The organism is [Flexibacter] sp. ATCC 35208, from assembly GCF_001975825.1.
Lineage (GTDB): Bacteria > Bacteroidota > Bacteroidia > Chitinophagales > Chitinophagaceae > Chitinophaga.
Map to the genome: position 1 here is coordinate 86,271 of NZ_MTKN01000007.1, position 19,998 is coordinate 106,268.

Annotated in this window: 13 protein-coding genes; 1 reads left to right on the forward strand and 12 read right to left on the reverse strand. The window is 46.8% G+C overall.

Features of this window, described 5'->3' with window-relative positions:
• Positions 1-252: 252 nt before the first annotated feature.
• From BW716_RS06905 to rmuC, 5 genes are all read right to left on the reverse strand, one after another.
• Positions 253-612, reverse strand: coding sequence for a response regulator (locus BW716_RS06905; protein WP_083721796.1), 360 nt, complete (start codon positions 610-612; stop codon positions 253-255).
• A 7-nt stretch (positions 613-619) separates the two neighbouring features.
• Positions 620-4,231 (reverse strand): response regulator, encoded by a 3,612-nt coding sequence (locus BW716_RS06910; RefSeq protein WP_083721797.1) that lies wholly within the window; start codon positions 4,229-4,231, stop codon positions 620-622.
• Between the two features lie 226 nt (positions 4,232-4,457).
• The gene (locus BW716_RS06915) at positions 4,458-6,668 is read right to left on the reverse strand and encodes a transferrin receptor-like dimerization domain-containing protein (protein ID WP_083721798.1); all 2,211 of its coding nucleotides are present in this window, start codon (positions 6,666-6,668) and stop codon (positions 4,458-4,460) included.
• An 88-nt stretch (positions 6,669-6,756) separates the two neighbouring features.
• Positions 6,757-7,449 (reverse strand): basic secretory protein-like protein, encoded by a 693-nt coding sequence (locus tag BW716_RS06920; protein WP_083721799.1) that lies wholly within the window; start codon positions 7,447-7,449, stop codon positions 6,757-6,759.
• A gap of 78 nt (positions 7,450-7,527) precedes the next feature.
• Entirely contained in the window at positions 7,528-8,925 is a 1,398-nt protein-coding gene (gene rmuC / locus BW716_RS06925) for a DNA recombination protein RmuC (RefSeq protein WP_083721800.1), read from the reverse strand.
• 312 nt (positions 8,926-9,237) lie between these two features.
• Here rmuC and BW716_RS06930 point away from each other — a divergent pair, with 312 nt between their 5' ends.
• A complete protein-coding gene (locus tag BW716_RS06930) occupies positions 9,238-9,852 on the forward strand; it encodes a porin family protein (RefSeq protein ID WP_083721801.1) in 615 nt (204 codons plus the stop codon).
• Between the two features lie 2 nt (positions 9,853-9,854).
• On the opposite strand, the gene BW716_RS06935 is transcribed toward BW716_RS06930, so the two are convergent.
• From BW716_RS06935 to BW716_RS06965, 7 genes are all read right to left on the reverse strand, one after another.
• On the reverse strand, positions 9,855-12,206 hold the full coding sequence (locus BW716_RS06935; protein ID WP_083721802.1) for a glycoside hydrolase family 127 protein: 2,352 nt from the start codon (positions 12,204-12,206) through the stop codon (positions 9,855-9,857).
• A gap of 78 nt (positions 12,207-12,284) precedes the next feature.
• Entirely contained in the window at positions 12,285-13,967 is a 1,683-nt protein-coding gene (locus BW716_RS06940) for a DUF885 family protein (protein ID WP_083721803.1), read from the reverse strand.
• Positions 13,968-13,987: 20 nt separating this feature from the next.
• On the reverse strand, positions 13,988-15,217 hold the full coding sequence (locus tag BW716_RS06945) for an FAD-binding oxidoreductase (protein WP_083721804.1): 1,230 nt from the start codon (positions 15,215-15,217) through the stop codon (positions 13,988-13,990).
• Between the two features lie 93 nt (positions 15,218-15,310).
• Positions 15,311-16,312, reverse strand: coding sequence for a 4-hydroxyproline epimerase (locus BW716_RS06950; protein ID WP_083721805.1), 1,002 nt, complete (start codon positions 16,310-16,312; stop codon positions 15,311-15,313).
• 365 nt (positions 16,313-16,677) lie between these two features.
• On the reverse strand, positions 16,678-17,073 hold the full coding sequence (locus BW716_RS06955) for a hypothetical protein (protein ID WP_083721806.1): 396 nt from the start codon (positions 17,071-17,073) through the stop codon (positions 16,678-16,680).
• 171 nt (positions 17,074-17,244) lie between these two features.
• Positions 17,245-18,582: an alkaline phosphatase family protein gene (locus BW716_RS06960; RefSeq protein WP_083721807.1), complete on the reverse strand. Its 1,338-nt coding sequence runs from the start codon at positions 18,580-18,582 to the stop codon at positions 17,245-17,247.
• A 1-nt stretch (position 18,583) separates the two neighbouring features.
• On the reverse strand, positions 18,584-19,993 hold the full coding sequence (locus BW716_RS06965; RefSeq protein WP_083721808.1) for a hypothetical protein: 1,410 nt from the start codon (positions 19,991-19,993) through the stop codon (positions 18,584-18,586).
• Positions 19,994-19,998: the final 5 nt, after the last annotated feature.

The following is a 19,998-nucleotide window of genomic DNA, read 5'->3' on the forward strand; positions in this document are numbered from 1 at the left end:
TTCCCTGATCTCCACGACGTTAATACCATGTTAACAGGTATATTTTACGTTTTTTAAGCCGCCCATGGCTGATTCCGGCATGTAAATTAATGTAGATTTTACCATTAAAACGGGCATAAACCTACAATTTATTAACTGAACAAAGATCGCTTTATTGCTTAAACGATTTAGTTTTTTTTAGGAGGGGTTCAAATTATCCAGGTATAAAAAAGCCCCCTGCGAGGTCTCGCAGAGGGCTATCAAATAAAGTCATTATTGTTGCGCCAATAATTCTAAAAGTATATCCACATCGATCGGTTTACTCACATATCCATTCGCGCCTGCCGCCAGACACTTTTCTCTATCCCCGACCATCGCCTGTGCCGTTACCGCTATCACAGGAACCTCCGCCAGTTCCGGGTCATTCCTCAAAATGGACAGCGCTTCATACCCATCCATCTCCGGCATCATCATATCCATCAATACCACATTAATTCCTCCACCTTCTTTTAGGATCTGAATCCCCGCCGGGGCATCCACTGCCGTTAATACCTCAAAACCTCTTGCCTTCAATACCAGTCTCAATGCGTAAATGTTACGCGCATCGTCGTCTATGATCAGGATCTTTTTCATGTGTCTTTTAAGCGTTACGGGAATTATCGTACAACCATACTCTTAATAAGGATACCAGCTGGTCTATATCTACCGGCTTTGAAATATAATCGGAAGCTCCCGCACGGATACATTTCTCTCTGTCACCGACCATCGTCTTGGCTGTTACCGCCAGTATAGGTAAGTGGCGATACCTGGCTACCTGTCGGATCTGGCGGATCGTTTCATATCCATCCATTTCCGGCATCATCATATCCATCAGCACAATGTCTACCTCCCCGTTATTTTCCAGCTGCTGCATCGCATCTTTACCATCCAGCGCCGATACGATCTTCATTTTATGTTGTTCCAGTGCCTTGGTCAGGGAGAAAATATTACGTACATCATCATCTGCTATCAACACCGTCTTACCATTCAGTACTTCCTTCAAACTACCCAGTTGCTTACGGCTGGGTTTCTGTCCGCCTTTTTCCTCTACCAGGTGAAGGAACAGTGCTACCTCGTCCAGCATACGCTGGTAAGAATGCGCCGTCTTGATCACAATACTGTCCGCATACTGGCGAATGCGTTGCTCTTCTGCACGGGACAGGTTCTTACCTGTGAAGATGATGATGGGCAGATTCTCAAGCCCCGGGTTATTCTTCACTGTTTCCAGCGTTTCGTACGCATGCTGGTCTGGTACCCCCATATCCAGGATCACACAGTTCACATCCTGCTTTTGCAGGGCGGTGATACTGCTGCTGATATTGCCCGTGATTGCTGTACTTACACTGAAGTTTTCCAGGAAGTATGCCAGCGCCTGCGCATGTTTCGGATTCTCTTCCACTATCAGTACCTTCTTGGGGCCTTTGCTCAGGGCTTCTTCCAGTTGCTGGAAGATGCGTGGCATCTGCTCCAGTGCCAGTGGCTTATTGATAAAGTCTACCGCCCCTTTCTGTAAGCTTTCACGCTTCGCATCCATACTCGATACGATGTGTACCGGAATATGACGGGTAGCCGGATTAGATTTCAGGGCATCCATCACCTGCCAGCCACTCTGAATAGGCAAAACAATGTCCAGCAGGATCGCTACCGGTTTGTATTTCAACGCCCATTCCAACCCCTGATCACCTCTTACTGCCACGATCCCTTTATACCCACGCTTACGGGTAAAGTCGAGCAATATGCGGGCATAACTCGTATCATCTTCTACAATGAGGATGATCTTATCATTCGCGGTAATATCGTTTCTGTCATCTGGTATTTCTTCCGGAATATCAGTCGCGATAAAGTCAGCGTATTTATTAACAGGTTGCTGCGCTTCCTGCCATACTTTTTCTGCTTCTTCCTGTGTAGGTTCTGGTATCACATTCTTCTCCACTTCCTGTGGACGTATGGGGATGATCACCATGAATTCACTGCCATGTTCAGGTTCTGAATCCAGCTTCAGTTCACCATGTAGTAACTTCGTCAGTTCACGGCTGATGGAAAGACCCAATCCCGTACCACCGTACTTGCGGCGGGTAGAACCATCTGCCTGCTGGAAGGCCTCGAAGATCACCACCTGTTTATCTTTTGGAATACCGATACCGGTATCTCTCACTGCAAAACGTACATAGCCCGGCTGGTCAGGCATCAGGCCCACCTGCAGGGTCACACCTCCTTTGGCGGTAAACTTCAGCGCATTGGAAAGCAGATTTTTCAGGATCTGTTCCAGTCGCATTTTATCTGTTTCGATCAGTGCCGGGGCATCTGCCAGAATGTTTACATTGAATATGAGGTTCTTTTCTCTGGCAATCGGCGCAAACAGGGATTCCATGTCTGTACAGATCTCGTGTACCGGTACATTGGCCATTTCAAGGTCCATCTTACCAGCTTCGATCTTGGAGAGATCCAGGATCTCATCGATCAGGTTCAGCAAGCCCTTGCCGGAGCTCTGGATCACACGGGCAGATTCTATCTGATCGTCTACCAGGTTGCCTTCGTTGTTTTCAGCCATGAGACGGCTCAGGAGCAGGATGGAGTTCAGCGGGGTACGGAGCTCGTGGCTCATATTGGCAAGGAACTCTGATTTGTACTTCGTGCTCACTTCCAGTTCCTCTGCCTTTCTCTGGATTTCCAGGTTACGCTCTACGATCACCTGATTTCTATCTTCCAGCATGCGGGAGCGCTCTTCCAGTTCCTGGTTCGCCTGTTGCAGTTCCTCCTGCTGTACGCGGAGTTCTTCTTCAGAGGCTTGCAGTTTCTGGGCCTGAGCTTCCAGCTCTGTATTGATATTTTCGAGTTCGGAGTGTTGGGTTTGCAGTTCTTCTGACTGTGCCTGTGTTTCTTCCAGCAGTTCCTGCATACGACGGCGGTTTTCGGCCGTGATGATGGCGAGACCAATGTTGTGGCCTACTTCTTCCAGGAACGAGATATCATTTTTCGTATACGGAGTCAGGCTGGCCAGTTCGATCACACCTTTAATTCTGCCTTCGAAATTGATAGGCACTACGATGATGCCGGCAGGTTTTATTTCGCCGGAAGCATAGCTAATGCTGATGTTTTCAGGCGCCACATCGGAGAGTAAAATCGTTTTGGCACTGGCGGCACATTGACCTACCAGCCCCTGCCCCAATTTGATCTCTGCTCTATCTGGCGTTGGTACGAAAGCATAGCTACCGGTGAGCCACATTCTCCTGTTAGAGTCGTTTATATATAGAGCGCCTACCTGGCTATGGGTATATTCAGCGAGGAATTCGATGATGTGTGCAGTGAGCAATTCTACCGTCTTGTCTCCCACCATTTTATCATTCAGTCCTGCTACCCCCGTCTGGTGCCACTCTTTATCGTTCAGCAGGTTGAAAGATGTTTCAAGGGAAGCCGCCATTTTATTAAGCGAGAAAGACAGACTACCCAGCCCATCCTTTTCTTCATCATTCACACGGGTAGCATAGTCGCCTGCCGAAATCTTCTCAGCAATATTTTGTATGATATCGATACGACGTGTGATTTCCCTGTCTTTTGCTTCTAAAGCATGCTGTAATGCTGTACGGAGTTCGAAATCCCGTTTTACCCTTACATAAAATACGGAAGTGATCAGCAAGGCCAGAATGGCTGCGATCACAATTAGGATCGGTGTATAGCCGGATACCCGGTTCAAACGATCAGTACGTGTCTGTAAGAGGGATTTTTCCCTGGCTTCCATCACCTTCACGATATTACGTGCATCTTCCATGATCATACGACCACTTTGCAGGGTATCATAGCTGATATTCCTACCCATTTTTTTTGCCTCTACTGATCTTTGAAGGAGTGCCTGTCTCCTCATAATGAGGAGTCGTAACTGTTCTATTGAGGTTTGTTGTGGAGGATTATCCACAGTTAGTAGCCTTACCTGTTGCACACCTGCTATTGCACTGTCGTATGCTCCCCTGTAAGGATCGAGAAATTCATCATTGCCTGTAAGCAGGTAGCCTCTTTGTCCTGTTTCCCCGTCCTTCATGTAGGAGATAGTGTTTTCAAGGCCCTGGATCACCTGATTGGTGTGGTCCACCCAGGCAGCACTTTCCATCAGGTTTTTAATACTGAAAAATGATGCGACGGAGCTGATGATCAGCAGGAATAAGGATAAGCCGAATCCAATTAGCAAATTTCTCCTGAAAGTAGAACTAGTTTTCATCCATTCGTTGTTGTGCGGTGTATAAGGCCGTAAATATAGTGCCACATTATACACAAGTTGCAAAAAAAACGAGGGTATATCAAAAGTCAGATATACCCTCGTTTAATTCGGATACCTGGTGGAGCCAGATTCCATTTGATGCGTTTCTCAGGAGTTTCATTTAGTTATGATACCCCTCGTTTCTTTTGCAACTAGCGGCCGGCTTGAAATCTTTTCGATAGCGGCTTTAAATCTTTTCTAAATAAGCTGCCAGTTTGTTGATCGCACCTGCTACTATGATAATCTGTTCCTGTGCCTCTTTCCAATCTCTTTGCTCTATCGCCTCTCTCACACCCGGTACCGTTTTCACCCCATACCCGGTATAAAAACCCGGTGCATAAATAGCGTGCTTATACCAGTCTCTCCGTGGCAAACCATTCGCTACCAACAGCTGTTGCTCCGCCTGATACAATGCCTGGTTGATAGCTGCCTTATCCCCTGTTCCTGCTGCCTTTACATTTGCATGGTGCGCGGCTGTATCCAGTGCCACCAATGCATTCTGCAATGGAGAGAAATCCAGGTAAGGTACCTCCGCCTTTGTAGCCGGCGCCTTTACCTTTTCCTGCGGATCTGCTGCCAGGTCGTACTGGCGGTTCCGTATCAGTTCATTTTCGATAGCCGTATTTTCTCTCATGGTTGTCACCAGTGCATCCAGTTCCTTTACATATCCTGCAATGGTTTTTTGCAGATTGCTGAAGTTGAAAGGTAGTACTGGTGCATCGGCCAGCCGTAAGGTGGCTCTGCCCGCGGTTTGTGCCAGCGCTACGCCGTAGGCAAATTCAGGATCACCGAAACGACGATAGTGATCCCAGCTATCAAAGATAGAGTGGTAATCACCCCCTTCATCTTCCCCACCAAAACCGATATTCAGTGAAGGCACCCCAAGGTGCTGTAAGAAGGAGGAATAGTCAGAGCCGGAACCCAGTGCACTCAGGGTAAGCTGTTGCTGTTGCAGCAGGTCTTTCTTCGCTTTGGCATTACCGGCTTTTAACACATCTGCCGCTTTTTTGCGTTCATAGATACTCACTTTTGTCTGCGGATCGGCCACTGTCTGTGCTATATCCGCCACCAGTGGTTCCAGGGCATGCGAGCCACCTGCATACAAAAAGCCACGGCCGTTGCCATCACTGTTGATGTAAGCCACCGCTTTCTGTTGCAGCTCCTGCGCATGATCTTCTACCCACTCAGTAGATCCCAGCAAACCGGGTTCTTCGCCATCCCAGGCACAGTACACCAGTGTACGTGCAGGTTGATAACCATCTTTTACAAGTTGGCCGATGGCCTTCGCCTCATCCAGTTCTGCCGCCATACCACTGATTGGGTCAGACGCCCCGTTCACCCATGCATCGTGGTGGTTGCCCCTGATCACCCATTGGTCAGGGTATTTGGCGCCTTTTATTTTGGCGATCACATCATAGGCAGGTACTAATTTCCAGTCAAAAGCCAGTTCCAGGTGCACTTTGCCAACACTGGGCCCTATGTGGTAGGTAATGGGCAATGTACCTCTCCACGCCGCCGGTGCTACAGGGCCTTCCAGGCTTTTGAGCAAGGGCTGCGCATCGTGATAACTGATGGGTAATACTGGTATTTTCAGGATGGTTGGTGCCTGTGTTCTATCCAGCCTTTTTGCAGACGCCGTAGCCCCGGTACCCGGTGTGAGCGGGTCGCCGGGGTAAATTACCATGTCCATGACTGATCCCCTTTGCACCCCGTATTCATTTTTATAGGCACCCTTAGGATATACATCCCCCTGGGTATAACCGTCATCCGCCGGATCTGAATAGATGATACACCCGATCGCCCCATGTTCGTAAGCGACCTTAGGTTTGATACCTCTCCAGCTATGTCCGTATTTTGCAATGACGATCTTGCCTTTTACATCCACCCCCTGTCTTTCCAGCCACTCATAATCTTCAGGCAACCCGTAATTAACAAATACGAGTTCCCCGTTGACATTGCCGTCTGCGCTCCATGCATTGTAGGTAGGCAACTGTCCCTCCTGTGCAGAAGTGCCGTCCTCTTTCAATGCAGGTTCTTTTAGTACAGCTTTATAGGGAGTGGGACCGGTTAGTTCCAGCACTCTTGTTTTTGGCGTAGGAAACAGCACCTGGTAGGAGACGATGTTCGTTTCAAAGCCATAACTTTTAAATTTGGCAGCAATGTCTTCAGCCACGGCCTTTCCACGGGCAGAGCCTATATGATGTGGGTAAGCAGAAAGCGTCCTGATGTTATCTCCGATGGCCGCTGCGGAAAGCAGTTTGTCGAAGCGGGTCTCCAACTGTAGCTGTGCGGCAGATTCACTGCTGTTATAACCAGTGATTGGTTTTTGCTGTGCTGTCGACAGCGTGGCATAGCTCAGGAAAACAGACAATACACAAGTAATACTACGGGTTTGCATGTATGTTTTTTTTAGTTGATAAAAGGTAATAGCAAATATACTATATTAATTTAGTAGACTAATACTCTTTTTCAACATGGGCCAACGGCTACAAGGCCGGATTTGCGGCATATTCGCTCCACAACTCATCCACAGTCTTACCGGTCAGTTCCTTCCAGATTCCGTCTGTGTAGGTGTTGGTGCGCATCGCCTTGTCCAGTTTCAGGACCATGTCTTTGCGTTTGTTCTTTTCCAGCCAGATCAGGAAGCGGGCGGTGACACGATAAGCATTTTTGTAAGACTGCTTTTCGTTGTATTCCGGCAGGGTCCATTTAGCACCGGCATTGTCTACCCCCATGGTAGCGCGTACATAATCGGCAATGCCTTCCGTCAGCCAGCCTGGGTTATACTCCGGATAGGCCTGTACCACATGCATCCCTTCGTGTGTTACTACATCGATATCACCGGGGTGCTTACGGAACCATTCCGGGTTGAAAGTGATCACTGAACCACTGGTAGCGGCAACGCCGTCGTAGGCAGGGTCGATAACGAAATCTACTTTCTTTACCGTGTGCTTGTTGTACTTCTTCGCTTCGGCCGGATAGACGGTGAAGAAGGTGCTGATCAGCCGCGCTTTGACTGTGGAGTCGAGGTCAGGACTCTTATCTGTAAAGACAAGGGTGTAACCTTTACGGTTGATCGTTTCTGTTTTGTCCTGCGCCCGGGTTGATGCCGGCAGCAGGGAGGCGGATAGGCATAGCAAGCCCATAGTTCTTTTCAGACCTTTAGTTGAGTAGACCATTTTACGTGGGTGGTTTAGTAATTAAAATGCGTGCCGGTGCTTAAACACCGGCACGCCACAAAATAAATAATTTATATTCTAATTTTCGAGAGTTTCATTATCCATTCCTTCCTCACTCTCGCCTAATTGTTCCGGCAAATGTCTGACCGCCGTCTCTACCGCCTTCACCTCCGGCATAGTATTCTTCAGCGCAGGGCCTAAATTATACAGTTTCTTCGCCTGCGGTACAAACCTGCTTTCCAGGCTGGCGACTGCATTATTATAATGCCCGACTGCCGACGTCAGACTACCTCCTATTTTTGTAAAATGCTGCACCAGTACATTCGTTCTATTGTACAGCTCAATCCCCGCATTCCTGATCTCTTCGATATTCTCTGCCACATGCAACTGCTGCCATACAAATCCTACGGTACGCAGTAATGTGATCAGTGTGGTCGGTGTGGCAAATACTACCCTGTTCCGGATACCATCTTCAATCAAAGTAGGATCTGCCTGCAAAGCTGCACCAAAAGAAGATTCTATCTGCAAATACAAAATAACATAATCCGGTGAATGACTCCACTGGCTCCAATATGCTTTTGCACTTAATTTTTTCAGGTGATCCCGAACCGCCAATGCATGTTGTGCAAACAGCGCCTTCCTCTCATCTTCATTATCCGTCTCAAACGCTCTCATATAAGCACTCAATGGTACTTTTGAATCCACCACGATCGTCTTCCCCTCCGGCAAATGAATGATCATATCTGGTCTTAACTGCCCCTCATCGCTGTTTACAGACACCTGCTCATTAAAATCACAATGCTCTGTCATACCAGCGAACTCAACTACCCTACGCAAGGCAATCTCCCCATACTTACCACGTATATGAGAGGTCTTCAACGCACTCACCAGGCTATGTGTCTCCTTCTGTAACTTCTCCGTACTTTGCTGTACACCGAGTATGAACTGATTGATCTGTCCATACTGTTGCTGCCGCGAACTTTCCAGCTGGCGCATATTATCGTCAAATCGCTGCAGACTTTCACTCAGCGGTTTCACCATGCTATCAATCGCCTGTTGTCTCTTTTCAAGATCACCTTTGGCATCTGTGAGCTGTGTTTCAAGCGCCGCCTTGGCCAGTGTTACAAATGAATTGTTATTATGCTTCAATGCCTCTGTAGATAAAGCACTGAACGCATCCCTGAGTTGTAAATTAGATTGTTCAATAAAATGTTGTTGCTCCCGAAGCCGCGTTTCACGGGCCTCTGCGTCACTATGAAGACGGATATTTTCCTGTTGCAATATTTGCATACGGGCATTCAGCTCTTCTGCCAATGCCTTTTTTTCCTGTATGTCCAGTCTTAACAAATCGACCGCCTGATTACCTGAACCCATCTGACTCTCCATAACGGCAATGCGAGTCCTGTATTGATGTATTGTAAAAAGTAGCCAAACGATGATCGCCAAAGAAAGCACGACAATGATAATAATCTCCATATATATGTAAAAAGGGAATTTTGTGCAATAATAACGAAAAATTAGCGAGCGATATTTTTAGGCTATTCGGAGATTAAATTACAACTTTCATAGATAACTTTTACCCATTCATCCCATTATGTCTGATCTTTTTAAACTCAATTCGTGATAGGGTATCTAAAAATATCGACAAACTTTAATTTAATTATAATTAGGTATTATGATGAATTACGTAAGTTTGCCCGCGAATAAATTTTAGGTTATATTTTAAAGGGTGGAGCCTTTTTTCAACCCTGAAAAATTTATAAAATTGTCAAATAGCAAATATTATCTATGAAAAAAGGATTATTACTGGCAGGTGTTTTATCACTGTTTATTGGAACGGCTTCCAAAGCGCAGACATTTCATTACGGTTTAAAAGCCAGCCTGATGTTTTCCAGTATTCAAGGAGATGGCATGCAATCAGGGGTTAAGCCAGGTTTCCAGGGCGGTCTGTATGCCCAATGGGATCTGTCAAAAGACGGTAAATGGGGCTTCCAGCCTGAATTACTCTTTACTCAGGCGGCAGCAAAGAAAGCAAGTAGCTTTCCTACTTACTTCGTTTCAGACAGGAACACGTATGGCAACGATAAGTTAAGACTCAGCTATGTGACTGTACCTTTGTTACTGCGTTACAGTCCGGTTAAGAACTTCACCCTCCTCGCAGGTGGTCAGTACAGCTACCTCGTATATGCTGATGAAAACATATTCAAAGGCAACAGAGATGCACTGACCAAGAGCGATATCGGTGCGGTGGCAGGTGTACAGATAGCAGTATCTACCGTACATTTCTTTGGCCGTTATGTGTATGGCATCAACGATGTACTGAATGTACATCCGGCTGATCGTGGTGATGTACACTGGCATTCTCAGCAGATCACAGTTGGAATGGGGATCAACATTAAATAATGTCAATCCCTCATCATTCTGATCGTACCATATACCGGGCCCGTACTATTGTGCGGGCCTGCTTTCATTGTAACAGTTACCTGTTTTTTACCCTTCGTTAACTCCACCGGTATCGTATATACAATTTCGTAGAACTTACTCGCTTTGTACTGGTTCAGATCCTCTGTCGCGACCTTCACCCCATCTATCAGGATATCAAATTTGCGGTAACGGTTATCCATTCCCCAGTAATTGCATAGCAAACTATTGGTGGCTGCAGGATCTGTTTTCATAGTGAAAGCCAGGTAACCATCTTCCTCTGTCGCTCTCCATTTACGCCCATGCTCTTCACCATTCAGGGTCTTTTCGCCACCAAAGTTGTGGTCTCTTTCCGGCTGCATCTCCCCTACTCTCAGCATGTCTACCGTCTTTGCTTCTATCTGTTGCTGACGTTTCTTTTCACCCTCATATTTTTCCTGTTGCACTGCCCAGGTTTGCGGGGTAAAAGCATCCCAGTATACACTGTAATATTCTTTTGAAACGGTATTGAATGGCACCAGTGTCAGGTCTTTGGGCTGGCCGGTTTGCGTAGTGTGGAATACCAGCGGCTGATCGCTTTTCACCCAGTTATTTGGGTTGTTGTCAGCTGTAACGAGTACAGGAATACCCGTCACCGGATCGGGTTCTGTATTGCCCAATACACCTGCTAAAACAACAGGGCCGTAGAACAGGGCGATCCTGTCAGGATTGTCTGGCATACTTTCTTTGTACACGTTCATGGGCAATTGCAACGTGATCTTATCTCCGTTTTTCCAGCTACGTTTTACAATGATGTAACCATCTTTGCCCATTGTCACACCTTTATCCGTTTCTCCATTCACTGCAATCTGCCAGCCCGGTTGTACCCAGCGGGGTTTGCGGATGCGCACGGCAAAGGTGGATGGTTCTTTTGTATTGATCGTCAATTCTACCTTATCATCTGCAGGCAGTGAAGTTGATTGTTCTATAACTACATTCTTCTCTTTCCATTGCAGGCGTGAAGGGATGAAGAGGTTCACATACAGACTGCCATCGGCCCCCTGAAAGTAAATGCTCTCGCCATACTTCACATGGTTTTCCATTCCACTGCCTACACAGCAGGTAAAGGTGTTGAATGTATCACTGAATTCTTTGCGGGTACCCATCCGCAAAGGAACAAAGTAACACATCATACCATCTGCATGATTCTGTGAGGCAAGAATATGATTGTATAAAGCTCTTTCATAAAAGTCCATGAAATGTGCATCCGGTTGCAGGGAGAAGAGATGACGGGTTAGCTTCAGCATATTGTAGCTGTTGCAGGTTTCCATGGTATTGTCGGTGAGGTAGTCGTTCAGCTTATCCTCAGGGCCCAGGTATTCGTAGTTACTGTTACCACCAGGTGCATAGCTGTGATGTTGTGTCACCGTGTTCCAGAAGAAACCTGCGATCACACTGTCTTTCTTTTTACCCGTTACTTCATAGCGACGGATACAACCCAATACCTTTGGTATCTGTGTATTGGAATGCTTGCCGGGCAATACATCCAGTTGTGCTGCGAGTGAATCAAGAATGCGTACATCGTGGAACTTGTATGAAAGGTCCAGGTATTTCTTTTCTTTCGTGAGCGTGTACGTATTCACCAATACTTCATTCATACCACCATATTCGCAAAGCAGCATTTTCTGGATCAGGGAATCCGGCAGGTGATTGATTTCTTTTGAAGTCCAGTCAGCCATTTTCTTTTCTACAGTGAGTGCTGTATTGTTATTACAATACAGGTAGGCATCCAGCAGACCAGCCATGATCTTATGTACGGTGTACCAGGGAGACCAGCCACCATTCAGGTCAAAACCACGGCTTTTAATTTTGCCGGCAGCTACCTGTGCCCATACGGAGTCTTCCCCCGGTATGGCGCCCAGGTAGCCTGTTTTGCGGGCTTGTTGACATTCGTCCAGTTCCTGTACGATATAATTTACTTTGTCGAGAAAACGCTTGTCGCCAGTGGCTGCATATTCCATGGCACAGGCAGAAAGATAATGCCCTAAGGTATGTCCTGCCAGTCCGGAATTTTCCCAGCCACCATATCGTTCTCCTTTTGCTTTTAATCCTGCATGTACCCGAAAGTCGGACAACAGCCGGTCAGGCTCTATTACCAGCAGAAAGCGCTCATCTGCTTCCATGGCCTGTTTAAATGGGCCTGCGGCAATGCTCACATCTTCCAGCGGAAACGTATATGCCTGTAATTTTACAACAGGCTTTACCTTCATCTTACCGTTGTCTTTCATAGGAGAAAAAGACTGTGCGGAACAAAAAGCTACCGGTAGCAACAAGGAGAATATAGCGGGTATTTTCATGCGTCAAAGTCGTTTAATGGGTTAATAGAAGCACCAGTTTGTTGATTTTAAAATCTTGCGTCAATGCCATTTAACCGGTTAATAGAAGCGCCAGTTCGATTTAAAATCTTTAGTGATCGTTTTGTTTTCGAGGATCACCCTGATCATCTCTACTGGCAACATATTATTTTGCATAATCGCATCGTGGTATTGCTGGTAAGTCATCTTACCACTGTCTACCAGTTCTTTTTTCAGGGCCATGAATTGCAGGCCACCAATCATATACGCTACCTGGTACAGCGGACTGTAATCACCTTTGAAAGAACGGCGTACTTCGCCGGCGGCATTGGCTCTTTCATGCCCTACCCTGTCTACGAGGAAGTCGATACATTGTTGCGGCGTCCATTTACCAAGATGGTAATTGAGGGAAAATATAATCCTGGCACAGCGATGCATTCTCCAAAAGAGCATGCCTACGCGGTCTTCGGGTGACTGTGGAAATTTCAGGTCCCACAGCAGCATTTCCCAGTAGAGGGACCAGCCCTCTATCCAGAAAGGGGTTTCAAAGTGACGATACGTCTTATAACGGTTGGTCATAAATTCCTGTAAGGCATGCCCTGCAAACAGCTCATGGTGCACGGTAGCACGGGAGAAGTGTGGGTTGTTGCCACGCATACTCATGAGTTTATCTGCTTCTTCCATATCGTTCGTAGGATAGGAAATACTTAACTCCTCTCCTCCTGTAAAGAATGGATTCACCAGCTGACGCTCAGGCGTCATCATGATCATGCGCCAGGTTTCTTCTGCCAGTGGTGGAATGGTCACGAGGTGGTGGCCTTTGATGAAGTCTACAGATTCGTTGTAGAGTTTCATAATAGCTTCCGGTTGATCGCCGGCAGGTACATAAGTGTTCTTTACTTTTTCCAGTGCTTTGTGCCAGTCATCGCCAAAGCCCATTTCACGGCTGGCTTTCAGCATTTCTTTGTCACAGAAAGCGAACTCCTTGTTAGCGATATCGATCAGCTCTTCAGGAGAATAGGGGATCAGTTCAGTTTGTAACTGACGGATCAGTTCTTCTCTGCCAATAGGATGACCGGTAATGCCGCTGCCATCGTCTTTAGTACCCGGAGCTTGTTTCATTTTCGTTCTCCATGCATTGGCATAACTGGTCAATGCAGAGTCGAGTTGTGCATAGGGAGCAGGTATCCACCAGGTGAACAGGGGATCATAGGCATTGTAAAAGGTTTGAATGCTATGGATCGCTTCCTGCAGACCTTTGGTTACCTGCTCGCCTCTGCGCAGCAGGTAGATGTTGAGGTCTGTATTATTGGTTAACTGTTTTTCTTTTTCTTTGATGGCGAGGGCCATTTCTCTATAGGTGCCTGCCAATGCCTGCGCATCCTGCTTGCCACCTCTTCTTCTGATCTTTTCAGCAGCGTAAATTTTGTCAGCTATGGGAAACCAGGGTGCCAGTGTTTTTACCTGTGTACTGGCTTCGTCCAGGTGGTAAATGTTTTCTTTGAGTTTTGTGCGGAAGAGGATGTAGTCAACTTTGCCATCAGTGGTGAGTGCATCGAAGTTGACCGCTTCCAGTTGGGCCAGGTAGTCGTTGTTAAATGTTATAAAGCGGGAATTTTTTTCCGGTGATTCATCGATCTGGTAAAAGCGGTATAAGCTGCCCCTGTCTGCTTCGTAGTGAATGAGCAGATCGCTGATATCCTTCTGTTGTGCCCATACGGGCATGGTGGTCCCCAGCATCATCGAGAGAATGAGTCTTTTCATGTATAATGAGTTTGTATATGTTAGAATCGGTCTACCCTGAACGGTGTGATATCCATGGATAACTGATCGCCGTTGATAATTTCGCTCACGAGCTTACCAGTGGCGGCACCCAGGCTGATACCCAGCATGGAGTGACCGGTGGCCACTGTGACATTCGGATAGTTTTTCAATGTACCGATATGTGGCAGACCATCTGCGCTGCAAGGGCGATAGCCATACCATACTTTATCCTGCGTGGGTAATGGAATGTCGTAAGCAGGGAAATATCTTTTCACTGATTCGAGAATGCCCTGTACTCTTTCCATACGTGGAGGCGTGTTCACAGGGGTGATTTCCATGGTACCACCAAAACGGATCTTATTGCCATTCATCGGGGAAATAGCTACGCGGGCTTCGCTGAGGATCACAGATCTTCTTACTTTCCATGGTGCGTCTTCGTAGGTAACGGAGTAGCCACGACCTCCGACCATGGGTATATTCAGGTTTAAAAGCTTTGCTAATTCCCCACTCCATACACCGGCGGCGACGATGATATGGTCAGCTTCTATATTGCCTTTGCTGGTGATAACGCCGTTTTTAGTAAACCCTGTCACTTCCCTGTTACCTTCGAATATGACACCTTTACTTTTCAGGTAGGTGATCAGGCTGGACATCAGCTGGTTTGGATAGAGCTGAGCATCGCCGGGAAAATACACCGCACCGAGGGCGTTGATTTCCGTATCGGGTTCCATTTGTTGTAACGTTGCTTTGTCTATGAGTTGTGCATCGATGCCCAGTTCTTTAGCAGCTTTGATGGTGTGTTCAGCATGGTGCGCGTTGGCTTCGCGCTGGAAGAGTTCCAGCATACCGGTAGGGTCATAGCTGAATTCCAGGCCGGGTAGTTTCGTCCATTCTTCATAGAGATGTTTGCTGAGTAAAGCGATGTCTCTTAAAGGAACGGCGGATTTCTCTACATGAGATGTAGTGGCGCTTTTGTAAAACTGAAGTCCCCATTTTACAAGGCTGCTATTTAAAGACGGCTTGATGTAAAACGGGCTTTTTGAATTGAGCATCCATTTGAGGCCCTGCCATACGATACCGGGTGTAGCGAGGGGTACGAAGTGGCTGGGACAGATATAACCGGCATTGCCATAAGAGCAGCCGTTGAGCATGTCGGTACGATCTACGATAGTGATATTGTGTCCGGCGGATTGAAGATAAAGTGCACTGGATAATCCGATGATGCCGCCGCCTATGATGATGATCTTCATTTCGTTTAAATTTTTTATGTTTTTGTCGCCTTCCGGGCGACAAAAACATTCACGCTTTTAGGCATCGCCCAAAGGGCGATGCCTAAAAGCTAATTACAATACAGTAAACCCATATGCATACGGATCATCCTCCGGATCTATTGATATCGTATTATATCCATAAATCCTCGCCCATCCCTCAATACCCGGTCTGATCGCAGGCATACCACCTACCGTCGTTTCCTCTTCTATAGTACCAATAAACTTAGAACCGATGATACTCTCATGAACAAAAGCATCTCCTTTCTTCAGTTTCCCTTTTGCATACCACTGCGCCATGCGTGCCGAGGTACCGGTACCACAGGGGGAGCGGTCAATCGCCTTATCACCATAGAAAACAGCATTCCGTGCAGTAGAAGTTGGATCCAGCACACGACCCGTCCAGAGTACATGTGAGCAACCGTTGATGTGAGGATTATCAGGATGTACGAAAGTGTATTTCTCATTGATACGGGTTCTCAATTCACGCGCCCAGCTAATCAACTGAGAAGCTGTATAATGTTCCAGCCCCGGGAAGTTTTCCTGCACATCTACGATGGCATAGTAATTCCCTCCATAAGAAACATCTACTTTCAGTGGGCCCAGATCAGGGCATTCCACTACCAGATCGGTAGCCGCCAGATAAGAAGCAACATTGGTCAGTTTGACACTCTTTACTTTATTGCCTTCCTGTTTGTATTCGATGATGACCAGGCCGGCGGGCGCTTCCATGCGTACAATGCCTGGAATCTTAGGAGTAATGAGTCCTTCTTCAATCGCAATGGTGATGGTCCCGATCGTACCATGCCCGCACATAGGCAGACAACCACTGGTTTCGATAAATAAAACCGCCACGTCGTTCGACGGGTCATGTGGTGGATACAGGATACTGCCGCTCATCATGTCGTGTCCGCGCGGTTCGAACATCAGTCCTTTGCGGATCCAGTCGTATTCCTGTAAAAAATGGTTGCGCTTATCACTCATAGTGGCGCCATGGAGTACAGGTCCTCCACCGGCTACCAGTCGCACAGGATTCCCACAGGTGTGGGCATCGATACAAAAAAATGTTTTCTTCACGGGTGCTTGATTCTGGTTAATTTGTTTTCCTCATTGGTAAAAATACCGGGTGCATAGGAATGTGTACTCTCAGGTATTGATCAATGATGTGCAAAAATTAACATAAAATCAGTTAGGATGCAATAAAAAAAAGCCCTCCGGGGGCGGGGGGCGAAAGATAAAATAACTATTAGTTTTGGGAGAGGGCAATCCTGCCTATTTTGAGATCGTGATAGTCATCAGTTTTTGGAGAGGGCAATCCTACCTATTTTAAGATCTTAATAGTCATCAGTTTTTAGGGAGGGCAATCCTACCTATCCTAAGATCATAATAGTCATCAGTTTTTGGAGAGGGCAATCCTGCCTATCCTAAGATCATAATAGTCATCAGTTTTTAGGGAGGGCAATCCTGCCTATCTTAAGATCATGATAGTCATCAGAGGAATCGATCATGAATTCGATCTTTTCTATCTGATCGATATTTCCAAATACAACATCTACATACCACAGGTGGCGTAGCGCACTGTCCACATCCTGATCGTAACGAAGGGTCACACCGAGGGTATCGCTTACTTCCGTGACGATGAGCCGGAAAGACTCCATACTATCGGCATTCAGCCCGATAATGGCCTTTACGGAGAGAAGTTTCTTTTCTTCGGCGTCAGCGATGAATTCTGAGGAAATATAAGGAACGTCATTGCTGATGTGAATGATCTTTTCTGAAGTAGCAATCAGGTCAAAAGTGCTATGAATGATGACTGGTGCAGTCAGTGATTCTTCCATAAAAGGGTGATTTTTATAATGTAAGGTGTAAAAATCATGCCGGTAAAACGAGGGCTGACTAAAAAGGATACCCCTCTCGGGTAGGTGGCGGAGATGAAACTACTTTTACGCAATTCTCAGCACCTTCACGTTACTTTTTTGTCAGCCCCGCGCAATGGGTCAACTATTTCCTTATTTCTTCAGGGCGCCGGGATATACCAATCCCTCTGCCTCCTTTAAATCAATCCCTAACAACTTTGCCACCAGCGGCGCCACATCCTCTAACCCAATCTCCGGCAATACCACTCCACTCCCCAAACCAGCTCCACCTGCCACAAAACCGGTTCTGATCTCTTTAAAATCCGGGAAGTAACCATGTGCACCACCTTTCGCCGGCTTCAGCAAAGGCCCGTCTGCATTGTTATTGAAACTAATCCCCTGCTCCCCTGTCAATGCCAGTACCGCTTCCGGATCTGCCTCCATTCTATCGATCGTAGCTTTGTCGATCACCCTGAACAGTTTCTGCTGTGTAGGCGGCAAACCTGCCAGTATTGCTTTCACCTGTTCCAGTGTCTTTGTATCCTTTGGATCTTTCAGGTGTAAAAAAGCCGATCCGCCACTGGCATGGAAGGTGGCCTTCCAATTGCCACGATCAGCAGTAGTACCCTGCAGACCAGCCTGTGCCAGCCATACATTCGGCGCCAGACTGGAATGGGTATCTACAAAACCATGATCACCTGTAATGATCAGGGCCGCACTATCCTTAATACCTGCCTTTTGCAATGCCTCGATAATATCTCCAATAGCCCTGTCTGCTGCCGCAACCGCTTTGCGCACACCGGGGCCTTCACGACCTTCCATATGCTCAAATTCATCTGTATTTGGCAAATGGACGGCTATCAGGTTCGGCTTATATCTACGGATCAGGTAAGCCGTCATTCTCCCCAGGTTTTCATTCATACTCAGGTAGTGCAGGTCCATATCATTTGCTTCCAGCTGCCCGGTTGCATTTGCCTGGATCTCTTCGAACAATCCTTTTGGTGTTGCATCCTGACTCGTCGCCATTCTTCTGTCGCCCGGCGTTTTTTCTAACCAGGTTTCAGGAATATTATAATCGATATCTGCACCTACAGTTACCGGCCATGACACGGCTGCCGTCTTTAAACCTGCCTTGTGCGCCGCCTGCCAGAGGGTCTGTGCCTTGATCTGGTTCGCATACTTAAACCAGGTACCATTCAGTCCTTTCGGATCAAAAGGCGTATTGTATACAATACCATGTTTAGCAGGCATCACACCTGTGATCAATGTGGTATGCGAAGGATACGTGACGGTAGGAAAAATACCTCTCACTCCTTCTGCATACACACCGTTGTGCATCATCTGCTGCATATTAGGTGCCGGCCATGAAGCATCCATATAAAAATCAGGGCGAAAGCCATCCACACTCACCAGTACCACGTACTTTACCTGCTGCGCCATCAGCTGATGGCCGCATAGAAATATTGCAATGGATAATATAAACTTCTTCATATTAATTAATAAATGGGAAAATATAAGGAGATGTCTTGTTCTCAACCAGTACCTTGTTCATATCATACTTCATGGTCACAATGCCGGATGCAGTATCATTTGTAAAATCATCCATTCCTCTTGCCCGTGGAATGAAAGAAGGGATCTGCGCCACGATATCGGCATCACTCACATTCGTATTGTTCAGCTGCTCTGTTTGTGATACCGGGAATTTAATACCAAGGTCTGTCATACGGCGACCTTCTGCCATAAATATTTCCTGACGCATACGGTACAACAGGTACAACAGCTCATCCTGTGTAGTGGCAGCATCCAGGTCAGTAGCAATCACCTTTGTACCTGATACGGTATAAGCTGTGATATTCCCTGCCTGACGATTCAGGATATATCCACTGCGGGTATTATCAGCAGCATCAAACTTCACTAATTCAGCAGTTAGTGGATAGTCGGTCCTGTTACCACCGTTACGTGTTTCCTTATTATCGTTCAGCGATACGGTAGGACGGTTTGCGATAACAGATGAGAGCAGGTCTTTCAGCGTAGTCCGGGCAGTGCTCAGGTCATTGCCGGCAATCGCAGCTTCAGCTACAATCAGCCACGCTTCTTCTGCTTTCACGATAGTTACAGGTTTCTGATCAGCTGATGCTAAGCCCGTGTGGTAATATTTAGGATCCAGGAAATCCAGTCTTGGTGATGGTGCAAACTCATTGTAGGTAGAAGAGAATACATACGTCTGCATATCATTCGTCACACTGTTAGTACCATCATATTTCACCTGTTGCAATAAAGTAGGGATACTCATGGCTGACTTTGCAATCGCCACCGCACTGTCCGCATTGCCCAGTGAATAGAATGCACGTGCTTTCAGCAGTGTATATGCCATTTGTGCGGTACTACCAGCATCTGCCAGTGTAATCGCACTATTCAGACTCGCAATGGCCAGGTTCAGGTGTTCAGCAGGCGTCAGTACACGACCTTTCTCACTACCCGGCAAGCCTACAAACAGTTCCCCGCTCAGGATATGCGCATACCCTAAGCTATAATACATCTCCGCACTATCCGAAGCAGTAGAAGTAACGTCGCCCGGCAATACCTTGCTCAGTCCATACTCTGCCATGGTACGCAATATGGCGATCTGTGTCTGCATATTATTGACATCCGTATCATAATAGTCGATCTGCGGAATATCGAACACTTTACTACTCTGTGTGCGGTTGTTATAGTAATTGTCCGATACCAGTTCTGAGCTTACCACTACCTGATTCATCGTGAGTGCCAGCTGTCTGCTCACACCATTTACCCAGCTGCTGGCAGCACCGGCATTGTCTACATATACATCATCTGTAATATTCGGGTTCAGCACATTACAGGCACTGGCTCCGAGTAAAAGGAATATAAAGAGTTTTTTCATCGTTT

Excerpts from the sequence above, each read along its gene's own strand:
- BW716_RS06905 (WP_083721796.1), bottom strand. The coding sequence starts at position 612 with ATGAAAAAGATCCTGATCATAGACGACGATGCGCGTAACATTTACGCA.
- BW716_RS06910 (WP_083721797.1), bottom strand. The coding sequence starts at position 4,231 with ATGAAAACTAGTTCTACTTTCAGGAGAAATTTGCTAATTGGATTCGGC.
- BW716_RS06915 (WP_083721798.1), bottom strand. The coding sequence starts at position 6,668 with ATGCAAACCCGTAGTATTACTTGTGTATTGTCTGTTTTCCTGAGCTAT.
- BW716_RS06920 (WP_083721799.1), bottom strand. The coding sequence starts at position 7,449 with ATGGTCTACTCAACTAAAGGTCTGAAAAGAACTATGGGCTTGCTATGC.
- rmuC (WP_083721800.1), bottom strand. The coding sequence starts at position 8,925 with ATGGAGATTATTATCATTGTCGTGCTTTCTTTGGCGATCATCGTTTGG.
- BW716_RS06930 (WP_083721801.1), top strand. The coding sequence starts at position 9,238 with ATGAAAAAAGGATTATTACTGGCAGGTGTTTTATCACTGTTTATTGGA.
- BW716_RS06935 (WP_083721802.1), bottom strand. The coding sequence starts at position 12,206 with ATGAAAATACCCGCTATATTCTCCTTGTTGCTACCGGTAGCTTTTTGT.
- BW716_RS06940 (WP_083721803.1), bottom strand. The coding sequence starts at position 13,967 with ATGAAAAGACTCATTCTCTCGATGATGCTGGGGACCACCATGCCCGTA.
- BW716_RS06945 (WP_083721804.1), bottom strand. The coding sequence starts at position 15,217 with ATGAAGATCATCATCATAGGCGGCGGCATCATCGGATTATCCAGTGCA.
- BW716_RS06955 (WP_083721806.1), bottom strand. The coding sequence starts at position 17,073 with ATGGAAGAATCACTGACTGCACCAGTCATCATTCATAGCACTTTTGAC.
- BW716_RS06960 (WP_083721807.1), bottom strand. The coding sequence starts at position 18,582 with ATGAAGAAGTTTATATTATCCATTGCAATATTTCTATGCGGCCATCAG.
- BW716_RS06965 (WP_083721808.1), bottom strand. The coding sequence starts at position 19,993 with ATGAAAAAACTCTTTATATTCCTTTTACTCGGAGCCAGTGCCTGTAAT.